Origin of the sequence: Tateyamaria omphalii, assembly GCF_001969365.1 — a bacterium.
Lineage (GTDB): Bacteria > Pseudomonadota > Alphaproteobacteria > Rhodobacterales > Rhodobacteraceae > Tateyamaria > Tateyamaria omphalii_A.
The window spans coordinates 666,374-685,740 of record NZ_CP019312.1; the positions used below are offsets into that span (position 1 = coordinate 666,374).

The 19,367-nt window shown below is 63.7% G+C and carries 20 protein-coding genes; 18 read left to right on the forward strand and 2 right to left on the reverse strand.

Annotation, left to right across the window (positions count from 1 at the left end; all coding sequences use genetic code 11):
- Window positions 1-80 precede the first annotated feature (80 nt).
- Window positions 81-752: an SOS response-associated peptidase gene (locus BWR18_RS03230; protein ID WP_076626681.1), complete on the forward strand. Its 672-nt coding sequence runs from the start codon at window positions 81-83 to the stop codon at window positions 750-752.
- Here the strand turns inward: BWR18_RS03230 and BWR18_RS03235 are convergent.
- On the reverse strand, window positions 749-1,099 hold the full coding sequence (locus BWR18_RS03235) for a cupredoxin domain-containing protein (RefSeq protein ID WP_076626682.1): 351 nt from the start codon (window positions 1,097-1,099) through the stop codon (window positions 749-751). The genes BWR18_RS03230 and BWR18_RS03235 overlap by 4 nt on opposite strands.
- 226 nt (window positions 1,100-1,325) lie before the next feature.
- Here BWR18_RS03235 and BWR18_RS03240 point away from each other — a divergent pair, with 226 nt between their 5' ends.
- Window positions 1,326-2,549: an acyl-CoA dehydrogenase gene (locus BWR18_RS03240; protein ID WP_076626683.1), complete on the forward strand. Its 1,224-nt coding sequence runs from the start codon at window positions 1,326-1,328 to the stop codon at window positions 2,547-2,549.
- Between the two features lie 46 nt (window positions 2,550-2,595).
- On the opposite strand, the gene BWR18_RS03245 is transcribed toward BWR18_RS03240, so the two are convergent.
- Window positions 2,596-3,588 (reverse strand): ester cyclase, encoded by a 993-nt coding sequence (locus tag BWR18_RS03245; protein ID WP_076626684.1) that lies wholly within the window; start codon window positions 3,586-3,588, stop codon window positions 2,596-2,598.
- 104 nt (window positions 3,589-3,692) lie between these two features.
- Between BWR18_RS03245 and BWR18_RS03250 the strand changes: the two genes are divergently transcribed.
- From BWR18_RS03250 to BWR18_RS03325, 16 genes are all read left to right on the forward strand, one after another.
- Window positions 3,693-4,739 carry an ABC transporter ATP-binding protein gene (locus BWR18_RS03250; RefSeq protein ID WP_076626685.1) on the forward strand — a complete coding sequence of 349 codons (1,047 nt, stop codon included), beginning with the start codon at window positions 3,693-3,695 and terminating at the stop codon, window positions 4,737-4,739.
- 97 nt (window positions 4,740-4,836) lie between these two features.
- The gene (locus tag BWR18_RS03255) at window positions 4,837-6,057 is read left to right on the forward strand and encodes an ABC transporter substrate-binding protein (protein ID WP_076626686.1); all 1,221 of its coding nucleotides are present in this window, start codon (window positions 4,837-4,839) and stop codon (window positions 6,055-6,057) included.
- 57 nt (window positions 6,058-6,114) lie between these two features.
- Entirely contained in the window at window positions 6,115-7,641 is a 1,527-nt protein-coding gene (locus tag BWR18_RS03260) for a GMC family oxidoreductase (protein WP_076626687.1), read from the forward strand.
- A 10-nt stretch (window positions 7,642-7,651) separates the two neighbouring features.
- Window positions 7,652-8,680, forward strand: coding sequence for a carbohydrate ABC transporter permease (locus BWR18_RS03265; RefSeq protein ID WP_076626688.1), 1,029 nt, complete (start codon window positions 7,652-7,654; stop codon window positions 8,678-8,680).
- 27 nt (window positions 8,681-8,707) lie between these two features.
- Window positions 8,708-9,859, forward strand: coding sequence for a carbohydrate ABC transporter permease (locus tag BWR18_RS03270; RefSeq protein ID WP_076626689.1), 1,152 nt, complete (start codon window positions 8,708-8,710; stop codon window positions 9,857-9,859).
- A gap of 78 nt (window positions 9,860-9,937) precedes the next feature.
- Window positions 9,938-10,468: an ester cyclase gene (locus tag BWR18_RS03275; protein ID WP_076626690.1), complete on the forward strand. Its 531-nt coding sequence runs from the start codon at window positions 9,938-9,940 to the stop codon at window positions 10,466-10,468.
- Between the two features lie 9 nt (window positions 10,469-10,477).
- Window positions 10,478-11,806 carry a histidinol dehydrogenase gene (hisD, locus tag BWR18_RS03280; protein WP_076626691.1) on the forward strand — a complete coding sequence of 443 codons (1,329 nt, stop codon included), beginning with the start codon at window positions 10,478-10,480 and terminating at the stop codon, window positions 11,804-11,806.
- A gap of 3 nt (window positions 11,807-11,809) precedes the next feature.
- The gene (locus BWR18_RS03285) at window positions 11,810-12,814 is read left to right on the forward strand and encodes a nuclear transport factor 2 family protein (protein WP_076626692.1); all 1,005 of its coding nucleotides are present in this window, start codon (window positions 11,810-11,812) and stop codon (window positions 12,812-12,814) included.
- A complete protein-coding gene (locus BWR18_RS03290; RefSeq protein WP_076626693.1) occupies window positions 12,811-13,860 on the forward strand; it encodes an ester cyclase in 1,050 nt (349 codons plus the stop codon). Before BWR18_RS03285 ends, BWR18_RS03290 begins: the two co-directional genes overlap by 4 nt.
- A complete protein-coding gene (locus BWR18_RS03295) occupies window positions 13,857-14,615 on the forward strand; it encodes an SDR family NAD(P)-dependent oxidoreductase (protein WP_076626694.1) in 759 nt (252 codons plus the stop codon). Before BWR18_RS03290 ends, BWR18_RS03295 begins: the two co-directional genes overlap by 4 nt.
- Window positions 14,615-15,634 (forward strand): LacI family DNA-binding transcriptional regulator, encoded by a 1,020-nt coding sequence (locus BWR18_RS03300; RefSeq protein ID WP_076626695.1) that lies wholly within the window; start codon window positions 14,615-14,617, stop codon window positions 15,632-15,634. The genes BWR18_RS03295 and BWR18_RS03300 overlap by 1 nt, the downstream gene beginning before the upstream one ends.
- A complete protein-coding gene (locus tag BWR18_RS03305; protein WP_076630090.1) occupies window positions 15,631-16,614 on the forward strand; it encodes a nuclear transport factor 2 family protein in 984 nt (327 codons plus the stop codon). Before BWR18_RS03300 ends, BWR18_RS03305 begins: the two co-directional genes overlap by 4 nt.
- 42 nt (window positions 16,615-16,656) lie before the next feature.
- The gene (locus BWR18_RS03310) at window positions 16,657-17,271 is read left to right on the forward strand and encodes a pyridoxamine 5'-phosphate oxidase family protein (RefSeq protein WP_254684925.1); all 615 of its coding nucleotides are present in this window, start codon (window positions 16,657-16,659) and stop codon (window positions 17,269-17,271) included.
- A complete protein-coding gene (locus BWR18_RS03315) occupies window positions 17,268-17,804 on the forward strand; it encodes a DUF6653 family protein (RefSeq protein WP_076626696.1) in 537 nt (178 codons plus the stop codon). Before BWR18_RS03310 ends, BWR18_RS03315 begins: the two co-directional genes overlap by 4 nt.
- Entirely contained in the window at window positions 17,801-18,766 is a 966-nt protein-coding gene (locus tag BWR18_RS03320) for a cupin domain-containing protein (protein ID WP_076626697.1), read from the forward strand. The genes BWR18_RS03315 and BWR18_RS03320 overlap by 4 nt, the downstream gene beginning before the upstream one ends.
- Window positions 18,763-19,365, forward strand: coding sequence for a class I SAM-dependent DNA methyltransferase (locus BWR18_RS03325; protein WP_076626698.1), 603 nt, complete (start codon window positions 18,763-18,765; stop codon window positions 19,363-19,365). The genes BWR18_RS03320 and BWR18_RS03325 overlap by 4 nt, the downstream gene beginning before the upstream one ends.
- The last annotated feature ends 2 nt before the right edge of the window (window positions 19,366-19,367 follow it).

Genomic DNA, 19,367 nt, shown 5'->3' on the forward strand with positions numbered 1-19,367 from the left:
TGCGCCTTACGATCCACCGCGGGGCGGAGCGGATGTTCCGCCCCTTTTTCATGTCGCCGCGCTGCGCTACGCATACGCACATGTGTGGACGATTTTCCATAACCCTGCCGCCCGATGCCATGGCGCAGCTGTTTGATGCCGTACCGGCAAACGATGTGCCGGATGTGCCGAATTACAACGTCTGCCCGACCAACCCGGTACATGCGGTCACGTCCGTTGACGGGCAGCGGCGGCTGGCGCCGATGCGTTGGGGGTTCATTCCGCACTGGTACAAGAAACCGAACGACGGCCCGCTCTTGATCAACGCGCGCGCCGAAACGATTGCCGACAAGCCCGCCTTTCGCATGGCCTGCCGTGAACGGCGGGCGGTGATCGTCGCGTCGGGTTTTTACGAATGGACGCGGCAGGGCGACGCGCGCCTGCCGTGGTACATCACGCGCAGCAATGGCGCGCCGCTGGCCTTTGCTGCCGTCTGGCAGGAGTGGCACGCACCCGGCGCACAAGAGGACCGGCAACCGACAGCCGCCATTGTGACGACCGGGGCCAACGCGCCCATGTCCACCATCCACCACCGCATGCCGGTGATCCTGGAACCGGACGACATTGCCTTGTGGTTGGGCGAACAGGGAAAAGGGGCCGCCACGCTGATGCGGGCCGCCCCGGAGGATGCCTTGACCTGGCACCGTGTGTCGACAACGGTCAATTCCAACCGGGCGTCGGGCCGCGAACTCACCGAACCTATCGAGGATTAATCTAGCGGCGCCTCGCCAAAGCTCATCTTGCCTTCGACCAGAAAGGTGCCGTCCTCTTCCGACACCACATCCGCGTCATAGAAAGTGGTCTGAGTGCCCTTTTCGACGACCATCGAGTGCGTGGAATTGGGGCCGATCGGTCCGACAGCCCATTTGCCGTTCTTGGCAACGATATTATGGTCGCTTTCGGTCAGGTTGACGAAGATCACGGTGTCGCCGTCGTCGATATACAGGATGGACGGGAAATAGGCGTCCGGCAGGATCAGGATCTCGTGTTCGGCTGCGGACACGGCGGTCGCCGTGGTCAGCGTGGCCAGAACGGCCCCAATTTGCATCATGCGCTGCATGCCAGCACTCCTTTTGCTTCGGCCCCACCCGGAAGACAGAATTGTATATGCTGTCTATGCGCGCCGAATGCGGCTGAATTGAGGCAAGGATCGGGCGGCCCTGCGGCGGATCGTTTGAATGTATCAGACCGGCTCGTGGCAGTGTCGCATGGTCTTGCGCCGTGCCGCGCATTAGATAAGGGTCAAATTGGGCGCCAATACGGCGCATCGCCCGAGGGAGAAGCACATGAACATCGAGACGAAGATCCTCAAAGCCAAGGACGCCCCGGACCTCGGGTCCTTTGACTGGGCCGACCCGCTGCGCCTGGCGGACCAGCTGCAAGAAGACGAGCGGATGATCCAGGCCTCCGCCCACGCCTACGCCCAGGAAAAGCTGGCCCCCCGCGTAATCAGCGCCTTCGCAGACGAGACGACCGACCCGGATATCTTCCGCGAGATGGGCGATATGGGCCTTCTGGGCGTGACCCTTCCCGAGGAGTATGGCGGGCTCGGTGGCTCCTACGTCTCCTATGGCCTCGTCGCGCGCGAGGTCGAGCGGATCGACAGCGGCTACCGGTCGATGATGTCGGTGCAATCCTCGCTCGTGATCTACCCCATCTACGCTTACGGCTCCGAAGAGCAGCGGCAGAAATACCTGCCCAAGCTGGCGTCGGGTGAATGGATCGGCTGCTTTGGCCTGACCGAACCCGACGCGGGCTCCGACCCCGCCGGCATGAAGACGACGGCGAAAAAGACGGACAATGGCTATGTGCTCAACGGGTCCAAGATGTGGATTTCCAACGCGCCCATCGCCGATGTCTTTGTGGTCTGGGCCAAGTCGGAGGCCCATGGCGGCAAGATCCGCGGCTTCGTCCTTGAAAAAGGGATGCCGGGCCTGTCCGCGCCCAAGATCGAGAACAAGCTGTCCCTGCGCGCCTCGATCACGGGCGAGATCGTGATGGAAGGCGTCGAAGTTGGGGAAGACGCCCTGCTGCCCGACGTGCAGGGGCTCAAGGGACCGTTCGGTTGCCTGAACCGCGCGCGCTACGGCATCTCGTGGGGTGCGATGGGTGCGGCTGAGTTCTGTTGGCATGCTGCCCGCCAATATGGCCTCGACCGCAAGCAGTTTGGCAAGCCTTTGGCCCAGACCCAGCTGTTCCAGAAGAAACTCGCGGATATGCAAACCGAGATCACGCTGGGCCTGCAAGCGTCCTTGCAAGTCGGCCGCCTGATGGACGCCGCACAAGCCGCGCCCGAGATGATTTCCATCGTCAAGCGCAACAATTGCGGCAAGGCGCTGGAGATTGCCCGCGCAGCCCGCGACATGCATGGCGGAAACGGGATTTCCGGCGAGTTTCAGGTGATGCGCCACATGGTGAACCTTGAGACGGTGAACACCTATGAAGGCACCCATGACGTGCACGCCCTCATCCTCGGGCGCGCGCAGACCGGGCTGCAGGCGTTTTTCTGAACGTCGGACCTGGGGGCTGTCTGCCCCCAGACCCCCGATGGTATTTTCAGTCAGAAGAAACTGGGTGCGCGGGGCCATTTGATCGCGCGATCAGGTCCACACCCATCTGCTGAAACAGGTCCATGTAGTCGAGCATGACCCAGTTTTCGGCGATCTGGCCGCCGTCGCAGCGATAGAAGTCCATCACCCGCAGCGTCAGATCCTTGCCCGTGGGCTCCACGCCCAGATACGGGCCGCGATGCGTCATCGTCATCGACGGCCAGCCCGAGATCGCGGCATAGTTGCCTTGCCCGATCCTTGCATAGTGATTGCCCCCCTTGCGGTCTGGAAAGGCGGCCAGAAACGGTGCGCGGTGGTCTTTGACAAAGCCGTCCCAGCGGTGGTTCGATCCGATCCCGCCGGGGCCGTACCACAGCATGTCATCGGCCCAATATCCACCCTCTCCGGTCTGCCCCTTTGACGTGCCCGTTTTCGGGTCGTAGACATGCAGATCGCCCAGCATCGCTTCGATCAGGTCCAGGCTGGCCGTGCCGTCACCTGGCGGCAGGATGCCGTCATGGGTTGCGGGGCCGGGAAACAGCATCTCCGTCCCCAAAAGCCCGCCAAACGGATCGCGCCCCGCCTGACGCATCAGGTCTGGCAGATCCAGGATGATCCGCGCTTCGACGATTTGCGCGCCTTCGACCCGGTAAAACTCGCCCGAGCGCAGAAAGGCGAGGCGATTCGACGGCGCGATGCCCCACAGGGGGGCCGTAAATGTCCCGACATAATGGGTGAAGGCCGCGATCCACTGCCCGCCGACCGCGCGCCTGTTGGCGCCCGTGATGAAAATTTCATCGCGCCGCCGCGCATGCGGCAGTGCAGCGCGCAAGGGGCGGTACACATCAGCCCAGGCGTCACCGGGAACGTTCGCGGGATGCGAGAAATAAAAGGCGCAATCGGCTGCGAAACAGGTCTGAAACGCCTGCCGCGCTGCAGCATCGTCATCTGCCCAAAGCGCATGCAACGCCGCCCTGAGCGCGGGAATGTCGGAGGTCATGGTGGTTGTCCCAAGGTGGTTTTGCACACGTGTGCAAAAAAGAGTTGCCAAGTCAAAGCCCGGATGTCTAGCCTTATTCATCAACCTAATGGTCGGGGGTCCACATGGCAGAGATACAGCTGCGCAACATCAACAAACGGTGGGGCACGTTCGTGGGCGTCGACAATTTCGACCTGACCATCGGGAACGAGGAATTTCTGGTGCTGCTTGGCCCCTCGGGCTGTGGCAAGACGACGACGATGCGCATGATCGCGGGGCTCGAGGACGCGACCGAGGGCGACATCATGATCGACGGCAAGCGCGTCAACGATCTGGACCCCAAGGACCGCGATGTGGCGATGGTGTTCCAGTCCTACGGTCTCTACCCGCACCTGAACGTCTACGAAAACATCCGCTTCCCGCTGAAGGTGCGCAAGGTCGATCCGGCCACCCATGACGAGCGGGTGCGCCGCGCCTCTGCCATGGTCGAACTCGACGACTTCCTGCATCGCAAACCGGCTGAACTCTCTGGTGGCCAGCGACAGCGCGTGGCCCTTGCCCGCGCCATCGTACGCGAGCCCAACGTGTTTCTGATGGACGAGCCGCTGTCGAACCTCGACGCCAAGCTGCGCGTGTCGACGCGCGCCCAGATCAAGAACCTGAGCCACGAATTGAAGGTCACGACCGTCTACGTGACCCACGACCAGATCGAGGCGATGACGCTCGCCGACCGGGTGGTCGTGATGAAACAGGGCAAGGTCCAGCAGGTGGGCACGCCCACGGAGATCTACGACCGGCCCGCCAACACCTTTGTCGCCAGCTTCATCGGCTCGCCTGCGATGAACCTGATGGAGGGGACGATGTCCGGCGGCACCTTCACCGGCGACAACGTATCGATCAGCGGCCTCAGCGCGCCGGACGGTGCCGCGACCGTCGGCTTCCGGGCCGAAGACGCGACACTGGCCGAAACAGACGGCCAGATCACGGCGCCCATCTACACGATCGAACTTTTGGGCGATGCCACCATGCTCACAGTCCGGGCAGGTGGTCAGCTGGTGTCCGTCAAGGCGCACAAGGAATTCCGGGCCGAGATCGGCGACATGGTGTCCTTTGCAGTGCCTGCAGGCATCTGCCACGCATTCGATTCCTCTTCCGGCGAACGTCTCGCCTGAGGACCCCGGCCGCGCGGGGGCACCCAGACGCGGCCCAATCCATGCCAGTGCAGGCTTGCAAGATGCACTGGCGCCAAACGCAACAGGGAGTTTGCACATGTATCTTAAGAAACTGGCACTTGCGGGCGCTGTCTCGCTGCTGGGCAGCACGGCCTTTGCCGCGTGTTCCTACGAAAACGAGGTGCCGTTGAAGTCGCTGACAGCGGGCTTCGAAGCATGGAAAGCCGTCACCGACGCCATGGCCGAATGCGGCAATTTCCAGGCCGAGCTGGACCAGGAGTTCCGCACCAAGCAGCCCGCCGCGTTCGAGGCGAACCCGTCGCTCTATCAGATCGGTGGCGTGTCGAACGGCACCATCACCCCCCTCTTGAACGCGGGCACCATTCGCCCGCTGGATGACCTGGTCGAAAAGTATGGCGAGAACCTGTCGCCCAACCAACTGATCCGGGTGGACGGCAAGATCATGGCCATCGCCATGATGGTGAACACCCAGCACCTGATGTACCGCGCCGACATCCTCGCCGATCTGGGGATCGAAACGCCGTCGACATGGGACGAAGTCTTTGCCGCGGCAGAAAAGATCGAGGAAGCAGGCGTCGTTGACCACGCCATCGGCGCGACCATGAAATCCGGTTGGAACCTCGCCCAGGAATTCGTGAACATGTACCCTGGTTTTGGCGGGTCGTTCTTTAACGCCGACAACACCACCGCGGTGAATTCCGAGGCGGGGATGAAGGCGCTTGATACCATGAAGCGCACGCTTGAGTTCACCGACCCGGAGGTTCTGGTCAGCGACTCGACCTACGTGCAACAGCAGTTCCAGCAGGGCAAGATTGCCATGGCGAACCTGTGGGCCAGCCGCGCCGGTGCGATGAATGACGAGAACGAAAGCCAGGTGGTCGGCAAGGTGTCGATGGCCGCAGCGCCGATGGCGATGGAAGGCGGGGCACCCGCAACCACGCTCTGGTGGGACGGCATCGTGATCGCGGCCAACATCACGGATGAGGAAGCGGACGCCGCCTTCCGTCTGGCGATGGAAGGGCTGGATGCCGAGACGGTGCAGGGCGCGAATGAGGCCGCCATCTGGCTGGTGCCGGGCTATGAGCCCGGCCCGCTGGCCGCAGGTGCCGTTGCGACGGCCACGGCGAACCCGGCACCGCCCGCGTATCCGTCGACCACGCAGATGGGTCTGCTGCACACGGCGCTGGGCAACGAACTGCCCGCCTTCCTGACCGGTGAGCGCGGGGCAGAAGCCACGCTCGTCGCCATCGAAGAAGCCTACACCACGTCGGCCAAAGAGGCCGGTGTGCTCGAATAAGCCACCACTCCGCTGGCCGGGGGACAGCCTCGGCCAGCGATCTTCACCGGGGGACAGATGACACGTGAGTACGATCATATCGTTGTGGGCGGTGGCTCTGCTGGATGCGCGGTGGCCGCGCGTCTTGCCGAACGACCGGGCGCACAGGTGTGCGTGGTCGAGGCGGGGCCGTCCGATCAAGACATCCGGGTCAAGATACCTTTTGGGTTGGTGAACCTGCTGGGATCCAACGTGCGCAACTGGAAGCGGCAGACCGTGCCCATGGCGTCGGCCGGAGGACGACAGGTCGCCGTCCCACGCGGTCGCATGCTGGGCGGGTCGGGGTCGATCAACTCGATGGTCTGGTTTCGGGGCACCCGAGCCGATTTCGACGCCTGGGGCCTGCCCGGATGGGACAGCACGACCGTGTGGGATGCCTTCGACAGTATCGAGGGCCGGATGACGCCCGCGCGCCTGCCGCACCCGCATCCGCTCTCTGACGCATTTGGACGCGTGTTCCCGGCCAACGACCCGAACGCCCCGCCCACGCCCGAACGGCAAAGCGCGGGCGTGTTCCACACCAACATGCGGCGCGGCGCGCGCTGGTCCGCCGCCGACGGGTTCTTGCGGCCCTCGGGCGCTGACGTGGTGACAGGGGCCGAGGTCGATCAGGTCACCTTTGAGGGCCCACGCGCAACCGGAGTAAAGCTGCGCGATGGCCGGACGCTCAAGGCGCGCGCAGGCGTCGTTCTGTCAGCAGGCAGCATCGAAAGCCCGATGATCCTGATGCGGTCGGGCATCGGCCCCGGCGCGGACTTGCAAGGCGCGGGCATCGACGTGCGCCTCGACGCGCCCGGCGTGGGCGCAAACCTGCACGATCACCCAGGCTTCGGCCTGCACTTCAAGGGGCAGGGGTCCGGCTACGGCCTCACGCTCGGCCAGTTGCCCGCCTGGGCGCTGTCGCCGGTCCAATGGCTTCTGATGCGCTCCGGGCGGCTCACGTCGAACACGGTCGAGGCGGGCGCATTCTACAGCGTCACGGACAGCGACGTGCCCGACATCCAGACCCATTTCCTGCCGTTCCTCATGGGCTGGCAGGGCAAGGCGATCATCTGGGGTTCAGGTTATTTTGCCGATGTCTGCCTGTGCCAACCCAGCTCGCGGGGCCGGCTGCGTATCGGCAAGGACCGGTTCCAGCCCCTGATCGACCTGAACCTTTTTGGCGACGACTGGGACCTCGACATGATGGTGCGGGGCGTCGAACGGCTGCGCCAAATCCTTGACACCGCCCCGTTCGAACACCGCGGCGCGCCCGAAGGCTTTCCCGGCACGGGTGTGACCGGGGACGCGCTGCGCGAGGTGATCCGCACCCGCGCAGGCACCGCCTACCACCCCGTCGGCACGGTCGCGCTGGGCGGCCCGCTGGACGCCCGGGGCGCGGTCAAGGGCATCGAAAATCTGTGGGTCGCGGACGCGTCGGTCATGCCGCGCATCACCAGCGCCAACACCAACGCGCCGTCGATGATGATCGGCTGGCAGATCGGGGGCCACGTGGCCGCCGCCGCGACAGCGACGCCCGCCGCGTCCTGCCGCGTAGCTACTTGAGGACGTACGCATGAAGTTCAAGACCTTCTTCTGGTTCGTGGCCCCATCGGTCTTCATGATGCTGCTCTTTATCGCGGCGCCGCTGATCTCGGTCCTGATCCAATCGTTTCAGATCACCCAGCCCGTCATGCAGCAGATCGAGGTCGAGACCTGCACGCCAGGCTTTCTCACCCAGACCTGCGTGACAGAGGTCAAGACGGTGCCCATCATCAACGAAGAAACCGGGCGCACGGAAACCACAACCGCATGGGTCGGATTTCAGAGCTACCAGAACGTCCTGCAGATGGACAAATTCTGGGCCGCCATCGGGTCGGGCAATTGGGGCGAGATCCTGCAAATCGACTTCTGGAAGGCGCTGCGCTTTACCCTGATGTTCACGCTTGTGACGCTGCCCTTGGTGATCGGGGTGGGGCTGATGATCGCGCTCGCCGTGAACAACGCGGCCAAGTCGTTGCGCGGGCCGGTGATTTTCATATCGCTTCTACCCTTCATCATCACGCCAGTGATCGGGTCGCTGTCGATCTATTGGTTGTTCGTGGGCGACGGCATTCTGACGGCCACGCTGGAACGGTGGACCGGGCAGGACATCGCCATGTTCGCACAGGCCTGGACGATTGAACTCCTGATGTATTTCTACCGCGTCTGGCACGTGGCGCCCTTCGCCTTCGTGATCTTCTATGCGGGGCTGCAGACGGTGAACATGGACACACTGGAAAGCGCCATCATCGACGGTGCCTCGCGCTTTGAACGGCTGCGCTACGTGATCGTGCCGCACCTGATGCCGCTCATCATCTTCATCGCGCTTATCCACCTGATGGACTGCTACCGCGTCTTTGACGAGATCATCGGCTTCCGCAGCCAGGCGCATGTCATCTCGCTGCAATGGCTGACCTTCGATTTCCTCACACCGGATGACGCGGGCAACCGGGCGATCAGCCGGGCCGCCGCCAGCGCGATGCTGACCATGGTGGGGATCGTGATCCTGCTGATCCTGCCGCTGCGCCGCACCTGGCGCGACCACAAAGGGGGGGCACATTGATGTCTGTTTTTCCAAAGGAAAACCGCAATGAGTAAAGCCACCGCACAGCCATTGTCGCTCAAGGTCGCCTCCGGCGCGTTCCTCGCCTTCTGGTGCCTGATCGCGGCCTTCCCCATCGCCTGGATCGCGGTGATGAGCGTCAAGTCCCCGCGCGACGCATTTGACGCGAGCGCCTGGAACGTGATCACCGGCCCGGCCACGCGGGCCGCGGGCAACGGGCTGAGCCTGCTTGATATCATCCTCGGCCTGATCGTGCTCTACTTCGCCATCCGCTGGGCCTTCACCCGTCTGCCGGGGCTGGTGCAACAGTATTCGCCCCCCGGCTTGATCGTGTTGGGCTGGCTTGTGGGCGCGGCTGTCTATGGCATCCTGTTCGTGCTGATCTTCTTCGGCGCCCTGCCGGTGATCTTCGGTGCGCTCAACAGCATTGCGGGGCCGCTGGGCACGCCGATCCTGGGCCTGACGACCGAACACTACGTGGCGGTCTGGGGCGAAAACCAGTTCTACCGCAACTTCATGAACTCCATGATCGTGACGGCGGGTGTCGTGACGGTCTCGCTCACCGTAGGCACGCTCGCGGGCTACGGGCTGGCGCGCTCCGGCTCGAACCTTGCCTTCTGGCTGCTGATCATCGCGCTGGTGTTCCGCGCGCTGCCGCACTCGGTTCTGGTGGCGGGCTATCTGCCGTGGTTCATCAACTCTGCCGAAATCCTGCGCCCGATCCTGGGCGATCTTGCGCCGACGCTTTACGGCCAGCCGTTGGCGATCATCGCGGTGCTGGTGGCGATCAACCAACCCTTCACCATCTGGATGCTGCGGTCGTTCTTCCAGAACATCCCCTCCGAACTGGACGAGGCGGCGCGCGTCGACGGCTGTTCCCACTTCCAGGCGTTCCGCCGCGTGATCATGCCGGTCATGTGGCCGGGGGTCATCACCACGGGCCTCTTCAGCTTCCTGCTGGGCTATAATGACTTCCTCGTCACGGCCCTGCTGCTGGATGCGCAGAACCAGACGATGGTTCCGGCCATCGCGGGCTACTTCAACCGCGAAACCACCACGACCGACCAGGTCGAGGCGGTGGCCGCCGCCGTGTCCATCACGGCACCGCTGTTCCTGCTGGTGATGGTCTTCCAGCGCCAGATCGTATCGGGGCTGACGGCTGGGGCGGTGAAGGGCTGATGTCTTCTTCTGACTGAAAATACCACGGGGTCCGGGGCAGCGCCCCGGTCCGCCATTTCAACAAGGAAAGAGCGTAAAATGAAAGGCTCACGGCCTGAGCAAGCGGTTCTGACCCGCGACACGGACATGACCAAAACCGATGACACCCGCGCGGTGATCGAAGGGATGGTCGATGGCCTGAACGACCACCGGATCGACGATATCGGCCAGTTCTTTGCCCAGTCCTTCCGCTGGATGGGCAACACCGGCTGCGGCACCAAGACCGGGCTGCAGGAGTTTCAGGACAACTGGCAGCGCCCGTTCCAGGCGGCCTTTTCCGACAAGGTCTGCGTGGACGAGGCGCGGCTTTACATGGGCGAGTGGGCCGCCGCCTTTGGCCGGCAGGAGGCCACCCATGCCGGTGAATTCATGGGGATCGCGGCCACCGGCAAGCGGATCGAGATCCGGTACATGGATTTCTGGAAGGTCGAGGATGGCCGCATCACCGACAACTACGTGATGGTCGATTTTCCCCACGTCCTCGCCCAACTGGGGCGGGACGTTTTCGATGGTGAGGGCTGGGAAGCCTTTGATCGCGGAGAGAAAACTCCGCCGCGACCCGACGCATGAGGTGAGGACATGACAATCGAGTATCTGAAACGCGGCAAGCCCGAAGCCGAGCGTGCCGAGGACGACGCCAGGACCCGCGCCATTGTCGAGGCGACGCTGGCCGACATCGAGGCGCGCGGCGATGCCGCCGTGCGTGAGTTGTCGGAGAAATTCGACAGCTACAGCCCTGACAGCTTTCGCCTGAGCCAAGCCGAGATCGAGGCGCTGATCGCGGAGCTGACCCCGCGCGAATTGGCCGACATCCAGTTCGCCCAGCAGCAGGTCCGCGACTTCGCGCAGGCGCAGCGCGACTCGATGCTGGACATCGAGGTCGAGACGATGCCGGGCGTGATCCTGGGCCACAAGAACATCCCCGTGCAGTCCGTGGGCTGCTACGTGCCGGGCGGCAAGTTCCCAATGGTGGCGTCGGCTCATATGTCGGTCGCGACGGCCTCGGTTGCAGGTGTGCCCCGCATCATCGCCTGCACCCCGCCCTGGCAGGGCAAGCCGAACCCGGCGGTGATTGCGGCCATGCATCTGGGCGGCGCGCATGAGATCTATGTCATGGGCGGCATTCAGGCGGTGGGCGCGATGGCCATCGGGACGGAAACCATCGACCCGGTCCACATGCTCGTCGGTCCCGGCAACGCCTTTGTAGCCGAGGCCAAACGGCAGCTTTTTGGCCGTGTGGGCATCGACCTTTTCGCAGGCCCGACCGAGACGATGGTGATTGCGGATGAGACGGTGGACGCCGAGATGTGCGCCACCGACCTTTTGGGGCAGGCGGAGCATGGCTACAACTCGCCTGCGGTTTTGCTGACCAACTCGCGCAAGTTGGCGGATGAAACTGCGGCAGAGATCGAGCGTATTCTGGGCATCCTGCCCACCGCCGACACCGCCCGCAAAAGCTGGGAGGATTATGGCGAGATCATCCTTTGTGACACCTATGACGAGATGTTGCAGGTGGCCGATGACGTGGCCAGCGAGCACGTGCAGGTGATGACGGATCGCGACGACTGGTTTCTGGAACACATGACCTGTTACGGCGCGCTGTTCCTTGGGCCGCGTACCAATGTCGCTAATGGGGACAAGGTGATCGGGACCAACCATACGTTGCCCACGAAAAAGGCGGGGCGGTATACGGGTGGCCTTTGGGTCGGCAAGTATCTCAAGACACACAGCTACCAGAAGGTCACCACGGACGAGGCGGCGGCAGAGATTGGGGCCTACGGCTCGCGTCTGTGCATGCTCGAAGGGTTCGTGGGCCATGCCGAGCAGTGCAACCTGCGCGTCCGCCGCTATGGCGGGATCAACGTGCCTTATGGTGAGGGGGCCCCTGCGCGCGACGCAGCGGAGTAGACCGTGACCAAGCAGAACCAACGCAACAAGGCCGCGGCGCTGACGCTGTGGGCTGCCCTTGACCGCGACCCGGAGAGTGCGGCGGCTCTTCTGCCCGCGCTGGAGGGCTGGCATGGTCCTGCGCCGATCGGGATGCAGGGGAGTGCCGACGCGATCATCGGGGCGCTCTTTGCGCCCCTGCGTGCGGCGATACCGAACCTGCGGCGGCAGACACATATCTTCATGGGCGGCGCATCCTCGGCGGATGAAAGCGGCGAAGGCGACGGCGCGCATTGGGTGGCGGGCACCGGATACTATACGGGGCGGGCCGCGGCGGAGGTGTTCGGCATTCCCGCCACGGGCCACGATCTGCGCATCCGCTGGGGTGAGTTCCTGCGCTTTGACGAGGATGGACGGATCACTTACGCCCAGACGATCTGGGACTTTGTGGACTGGTTTGACCAGATCGGCCTGCCCGCCCTGCCGCGCCCGCGCGGGGCGGCGCATGTGTATCCGGCGCCGACTGCATATGACGGTGTTTTGACAGCCGTGCAACTGGAAGTTGAGTCTATAAAATCAATGACTTTGGGGCGGGCGTTAATATTTGGCGGGCTCAACAGTTTTGACGAAAATGATCTGACCAGCATGGGCATGGCGCGGTTCTTTCATCCCAATATCAAGTGGTACGGACCGGGCGGCATCGGCGCTTGCCTGTCGCTGGCCGAGTTCGAGACGCTGCACCAGCAGCCGTGGCTCGCGGCCTTTCCCGACCGCAAGGTGATGCATCTGGAAAGCCTGTTTGCCGAAGACCGGATGGTCGCTGCCTCTGGCCCCAAGGGCGTCGTGGGCAGCCATGGCGGAACGTATCTGGGTCATGCGGCGACGGGCGCCCCGATCGAGGTGTCGGGCCTTGATTTCTGGTTGCGGACGGACGGGCAATTTACCGAGAACTGGGTGTTCGTGGACATGATCCACCTGTTCCAGCAGATGGGCGTGGATCTGTTTGCCCGGATGCGAGGGGCCGCATGACCGACCGGCACACCCATCACAAGACGCTGATCGCGCCATTGCGCGCGGCGCTTTACGACTATGATGAGGGTGCTGTGCGCAGTGTCCTGCATGACCTGTGTGCGCCTGATGTCGTGTTTCGCCTTGCCTTTCCGTTCGAGAGTATCGTGGGTGTGGATGCGTTTGTGGAGGCGGCGTTTGCGCCGCTGGCCACCGCGATCCCGGATCTGGAGCGGCGGGACCATATTGTCATGGCCGGACCCACGTCGGAAGGCGCCGATTGGGTTGGGTGCAGTGGGTATTATACGGGTACGTACGTTGCCCCGTGGCTCGACATCCCGCCGACCGGGCGTATCGTGCATATGCGGTTCCACGAGTTCTACCGCCTCGAGAACGGCAAGATCGTCGAGATGCAGGCGCTCTGGGACATTCCCGAGGTGATGATGCAGGCGCGGGCGTGGCCGATGGTGCCGTCCTTGGGTCGCGAATGGCACGTACCGGGTCCGGCCTCCTGCGATGGGCTGGTGCCGGGCCCCTATGATGCCCCGGCGTCTGCGGCGTCCTGCCAGCACATCATCGACATGCTGGCCCATATGAAGAAGCACCCCGGCGAGGGCGGGCCCGAGGTGATGGAGATGGAGCGGTTCTGGCACCCCAAGATGATGTGGTATGGCCCCGCTGGCATAGGGTCGGGGCGCGGCATTGCGGGCTTTCGCAACTGGCACCAGATCCCGTTCCTGAACGCGATGCCGGACCGGGGGCGATATGTGGACGAGATCGTCTATCACTTCTTTGGCGACGGGCCTTATGCTGCCGTCACGGGGTGGCCGAACATGGTCCAGACGGTCACGCATGGCGGATGGCTGGGCCTGCCGCCCACGGACAAGCGGATCGAGATGCGGTCGCTTGATTTCTGGCGTGTGGAGAACGGGTTGATACGGGAGAATTGGGTGATGGTGGACCTGCTGCAGATGTATGACCAGATCGGGGTCGATGTGCTGGCGCGGATGCGCGAGTTCAACAAGGCGCGCGCGGGCTTTGATCCCGAGACGGGGCGGGCGGCATGAGCCTGCCTCGGACACCGTCGTTCGACTTGTCGGGCAAGCGTGCCTTGGTCACCGGCGCGTCGTCCGGTATCGGTCTGGGCTGCGCCGTGGCGCTGGCCGAGGCGGGTGCACATGTGGTCTGTGCCGCGCGGCGGGCAGATGCCCTCGCCGATGTGGTGGGCGCCATGACCGAGCAGGGGTGGAGCGCGGAGGCGTTGCAGTTCGACCAGTCGGATATGGGTGCGATCAAGGCGGCGTTTGATCAGCCATACGACATCGTCTTGAATTCGGCCGGTCTGGCGCGGCATGGTCCGTCGATGGAGACGCAGCCGGAAGATTTCGACGCTGTTGTCGGGATCAACCTGAAAGGCGCGTATTTCCTGTCCACCGCTGCGGCCCGGGCGCTGACGCAGGCGGGCAAACCGGGGTCCATCATCCATATCTCATCGCAGATGGGACATGTGGGTGGCATCGACCGCGCCGTCTATTGCGCCACGAAACACGGGGTCGAGGGGATGGTAAAGGCCATGGCCATCGAGTGGGGCAAGGCGGGCATCCGCATCAACACGGTCTGCCCGACCTTTGTGCGCACCGCCTTTACCGAGAAGTCGTTCGAGGACCCCGAGCGCTATGCCTGGATCATGGACAAGATCAAGCTGCCGCGCGTGGCGGAGGTCGAGGACATCATGGGGGCGGTGCTGTTTCTGGCGTCGGATGCGTCCGCGATGGTCACTGGCACCTCTATGCTGATCGACGGAGGTTGGACGGCGGATTGATGCCTGACAAGGTGACAGCACTGGATGTGGCGGAGCGGGCGGGGGTATCCCGGTCGGCGGTCAGTCGTGTTTTCACCCCCGGTGCATCGGTGTCGAAGCGCACCGCGGACAAGGTGCGGCGGGCTGCGGATGATCTGGGCTATCGGCCCAATGTGCTGGCGCGGTCGCTGATAACTGGACGGAGCCGTATTGTCGGGCTGCTGGTCGCCTATCTGGAAAACCATTTCTACCCTGAGGCGATCGAACGGCTGAGCCGCAAGCTGCAGGAGCGGGGTTATCACGTGCTGGTCTTTATCGCGTCGAACTCGGACGAGGACGCGGATGAGGTGATGCGGGAGCTGCTGGATTATCAGGTGGATGGCATAATCGCGGCCAGTGTGGGCATGTCGAACGACCTGACCCAGCGCTGCGAGGCGGCGGGCATTCCCATCGTGCTGTTCAATCGGGCGCAGGATGATGACCGGCTGTCGTCGGTCACGTCCGACAACTATCACGGCGGCCGCAAGCTGGCGGAATTTCTGGTGGCGGCTGGCCATCAGCGCATCGCGCATGTGGCGGGGTGGGAGGGTGCCTCGACCCAGCGCGACCGCGAGGCGGGCTTTGTCGCGGGGTTGCAGGCGGCGGGTCATCGCCTGTTTGCGCGTGGGGTCAGTGACTTTGACTTCGAGGTGGCCAAGACCGTTGCGCGCGAGATGTTTGCGGGGCCGGAGCGGCCCGATGCGGTCTTCTGTGCCAATGATCACATGGCCTTTGCCGTGATGGATGTGCTGCGCTTTGAGCTGGGCCTGGATGTGCCGGGTGACGTGTCGGTCGTGGGCTATGACGATGTGACCCTGGCCGCCTGGCCCAGCTATGACCTGACCACCGTGCGCCAGCCTGCAGGCCAGATGGCGGATGCCACGGTCGATATTCTGATGGACCGGCTTGCCGATCCCGACACCAAACCCCGCCGCGTCGCGCTGGATGGACCGCTGGTCCTGCGCGGGTCGGCCCGCAGACCCAAAGGATGGACCTCATGAAGGGTTTTTCGAACCGGTGGACAGATTTCCCCGATTACATCATCGGCATCACCAAGGAGATCTGGGAAGATCGCGGCATCGCGACCCTGCATCACTATTACAGCCCCGACATCGTGGTGCGCTCGCCTGCGAGCGTCGTGATCGGGAATGAGAAGGTGATCGGGGCCACCATGGCGACGTTGGCCGAGTTTCCCGACCGGACGCTGCTGGGCGAGGATGTGATCTGGAGCGGGACGCCGGAGGAGGGGATGCTGTCGTCGCACCGTATCCTGTCGACGGCCACGCACACGGCGGACGGTGTGTATGGTCCCGCCAGCGGTAAAAAGCTGCAATACCGTATTATTGCCGACTGCCACGCCATCAATGACCAGATCAATGACGAGTGGCTGATCCGGGATCAGACCGCCATCGTGAACCAGATCGGGTGGGAGGCGAAGGCCTATGCCGCCGATCTGATCGAGCGCGAGGGTGGGATGGAGACCGCCGTGCGCCCGCTGTCGCCTGCGACGGATCAGCCGGGGCCGTACAAAGGGCGGGGCAATGACAATGAGTGGGGCGCGACATATGCCGACATCCTGACCCGGATCATGGGGGCCGATATGGCTGTGATCCCGGCGGCATATGACAGGGCGGTGCAGTCCGAATATCCCGGTGGGCTGACGGGCCATGGGACGGGGCCGGTGGACCGGTTCTGGATGGGCCTGCGGGCGTCGTTTCCGGATGCCACCTTTACCATCGACCACCAGATCGGGCGCGACGACGCCATGATGCCGCCGCGTGCGGCCATCCGGTGGAGCTTGCATGGCAAGCATGATGGGTGGGGGTATTTTGGTGCGCCAACCGGGGCCGAGGTCTATGTGCTGGGGATTTCGCACGCCGAGTTCGGGAGCCTCGGTGCTGCCCCGCCCACCGTGCGCCGGGAGTATGCGCTGTTTGATGAGACGGCGATCTGGAAGCAGATCTTGTTGCAGACCGGCTGAGGTCGCATTTGCATATTTGGAGAACAATGAAGGATCAGGGTCGTGCGCCGTTATGATGAGGTGATGTTTACCGATGCCGTAAAGGCGCTGCAGGAGGCGGAGGGTTCTGCTGACATGTACGCGCGCAGCTACGGGGCGCGGACACATCCGCTTGCGGCGGATGAGGTGGCGTTCATCACCTCGCGCACGTCGTTCTACATGGGCACGGTGTCGGAGACCGGCTGGCCCTACATCCAGCATCGCGGGGGGCCTGCGGGGTTTTTGAAGGTGCTGGACGACCACATGCTGGGATTTGCGGATTATCGCGGCAACAAGCAGCATATTTCCGAGGGCAATTTGGCGGGCGATGACCGGGTGTCGCTGTTTCTGATGGACTATCCACGCAAGGCGCGCATGAAGCTGCAGGGGCGGGCGACGTTCGAGGCGGCGGCGGACGCGCCCGAGCTTGCCGAGCGGCTGGCTGTCGCGGGGCAGGGGCGGGTCGAGCGGGTGGTGACAATTCGCGTCGAGGCGTTCGACTGGAACTGTCCTCAATTCATCACGCCGCGCTTTGATGCGGCGGAGATCGCGCAATTGGTGGCGCCGGAGATCGACAAGCTGAACGCGCGGATCGCTGAGCTGGAAGCCAAAAATGCGCGGCTGAAGGGGAGGGCATGACCGACATCTACCGCGCAGCCGAACGTCTGATGGGGATGCAGGACGCCGATTGGCGACGTCATGCGAACCCGCTCAGCGTTTGGACGCGGTTTACCTGCCTGCCGCTGATGGTGCTGGCGATATACGCCCGCCAGTGGATTGGATGGTGGGCGCTGCCGCTTTTGCTACTGGCTGCTGCATGGACCTGGGTGAACCCGCGCGCCTTTCCGGCGCCTTCGGACTTTGGGTCTTGGGCGTCGCGCGGTACGTTGGGCGAGCGCGTCTTTCTGGCTCGTGACCGCTATGACATCGACGCGCATCATATCCGTATCGCCAATGTGTTGACGGCGTTGTCTGCGGTGGGTCTGCTGCCGCTGATCTATGGCCTGATCGTATTGAACCCTTGGGCGACCGTCTTGGGCGTGGTTGCCATCGTTCTGCCGAAGGTCTGGTTCGTGGACCGCATGGTCTGGATCCACGCCGATATCACCAATACAACGCCGGGCGATCCCTTGCCCGATCCAACCCTGCCACATGAAAGGACCCCCACATGACCCCCGCCGAGATGGAGCCGCGCATCGTGCGTTATGGCGATCTGATGCCCTGCAAGACCGCGTTCATTGACGCGCACACGCCGGGGTCGGACCAGAAGGAGAACTTTACCATCATCGGGGGCGGGGTGTCGGAAAGCCCGGATCAGCATGTGCATATCAGCATTCCGCATGGGTTCAACATCGGGGCGGCAGGGCAGCCGCCGAAGTGCCGCAACTCGCTGCATTCGCACCGGACGGCGGAGGTGTTCTTTGTCCTTTCGGGGCGTTGGCGGTTTTTCTGGGGCCGCTGGGGGGATGCGGGCGAGGTGGTGCTGGAAGAGGGTGACATCATCAACATCCCCACCGGCATTTTTCGCGGGTTCGAGAATATCGGCACGGATTACGGGATGATCATGGCGATCCTGGGCGGCGACGATGCGGGCGGCGGCGTGATCTGGGCTCCGCAGGTGATTGAAGAAGCGGGCGCGCATGGGCTGGTGCTGGGCGACAATGGCAGCCTTTATGACAGCAAGAAGGGTGAGGCGCTGCCCGATGGTGTGAGGCCGATGCCGCTGCTGACCGAGGAGGAGCTGAAAGGCTTCCCCGAGATGTCGCCCATGCAGGTCGTGGGCATGGGTGTGCGGCGGTATTGGGACATGGTGTGTCTGGCCAAGGACGCGCCGTGCAAGGTGATTGGTGAGACGGGGATCATTCGCGACAAGCCGGGGTTTGAGGTGGATCTGGTCACGCGCAGCTGTGCGTCGGATGAGATGCACGCGCATGACAAGCCGTCGGTTCTGATGCCGGTGAAGGGGCATTGGAAGGTCACGTGGGACGGGGGCAGCACGACGCTGGCGCCCGGTGACACGATGAGCCTGCCCGAGGATTTGCCGCACGCCGTGGTGCCGTCGATGACGGGGGAGGCGGCGCTGTATCATATTGTTGGCACTGACGATCCGGCTGGCCCCACGTGGACGGGATGAGCGCGGATCCCGAGGATATCCAGGGCGTCTATGACCGTCAGGCGGCGGTCTTTGATGCCCAACGCTCGCGCGCTTTGTTCGAGGCGCGGTGGCTGGCGCGGTTCGCGGCGGCCTTGCCCGGTGGGGCGCGGGTACTTGATCTGGGCTGTGGCACCGGCGATCCGATTGCGCGGTGGTTCAAGGCCGAGGGCTTTGTGGTCACCGGTGTTGATTTTTCGGAGCCGATGCTGGCCATCGCGCGGGAGCGGTGGCCGGAGGGAGACTGGCGGCAGGCCGATATGCGGGTGCTGGATCTGGGTGAGACGTTTGACGGCATCATTGCCTGGAACAGCTTTTTCCACCTGACGGCAGACGCGCAACGCGGGTGTATTGCGCATATGGCCGCGCATCTGGAGCCGGGTGGAAGTCTCATGCTGACCGTCGGGCCATCGGCAGGTGAGGGGGATGGCACGGTGGGCAATGAGCCTGTCTATCACGCCTCGCTCTCGCCTGCGGAATATGCCACATGCCTTGATGAAAATGACTTGCGCCTGACCGGATTTTTGGCCGAAGACCCCGATGCCAACGGCCACACGGTGTTGATGGCGCGCAAGATCTGAAG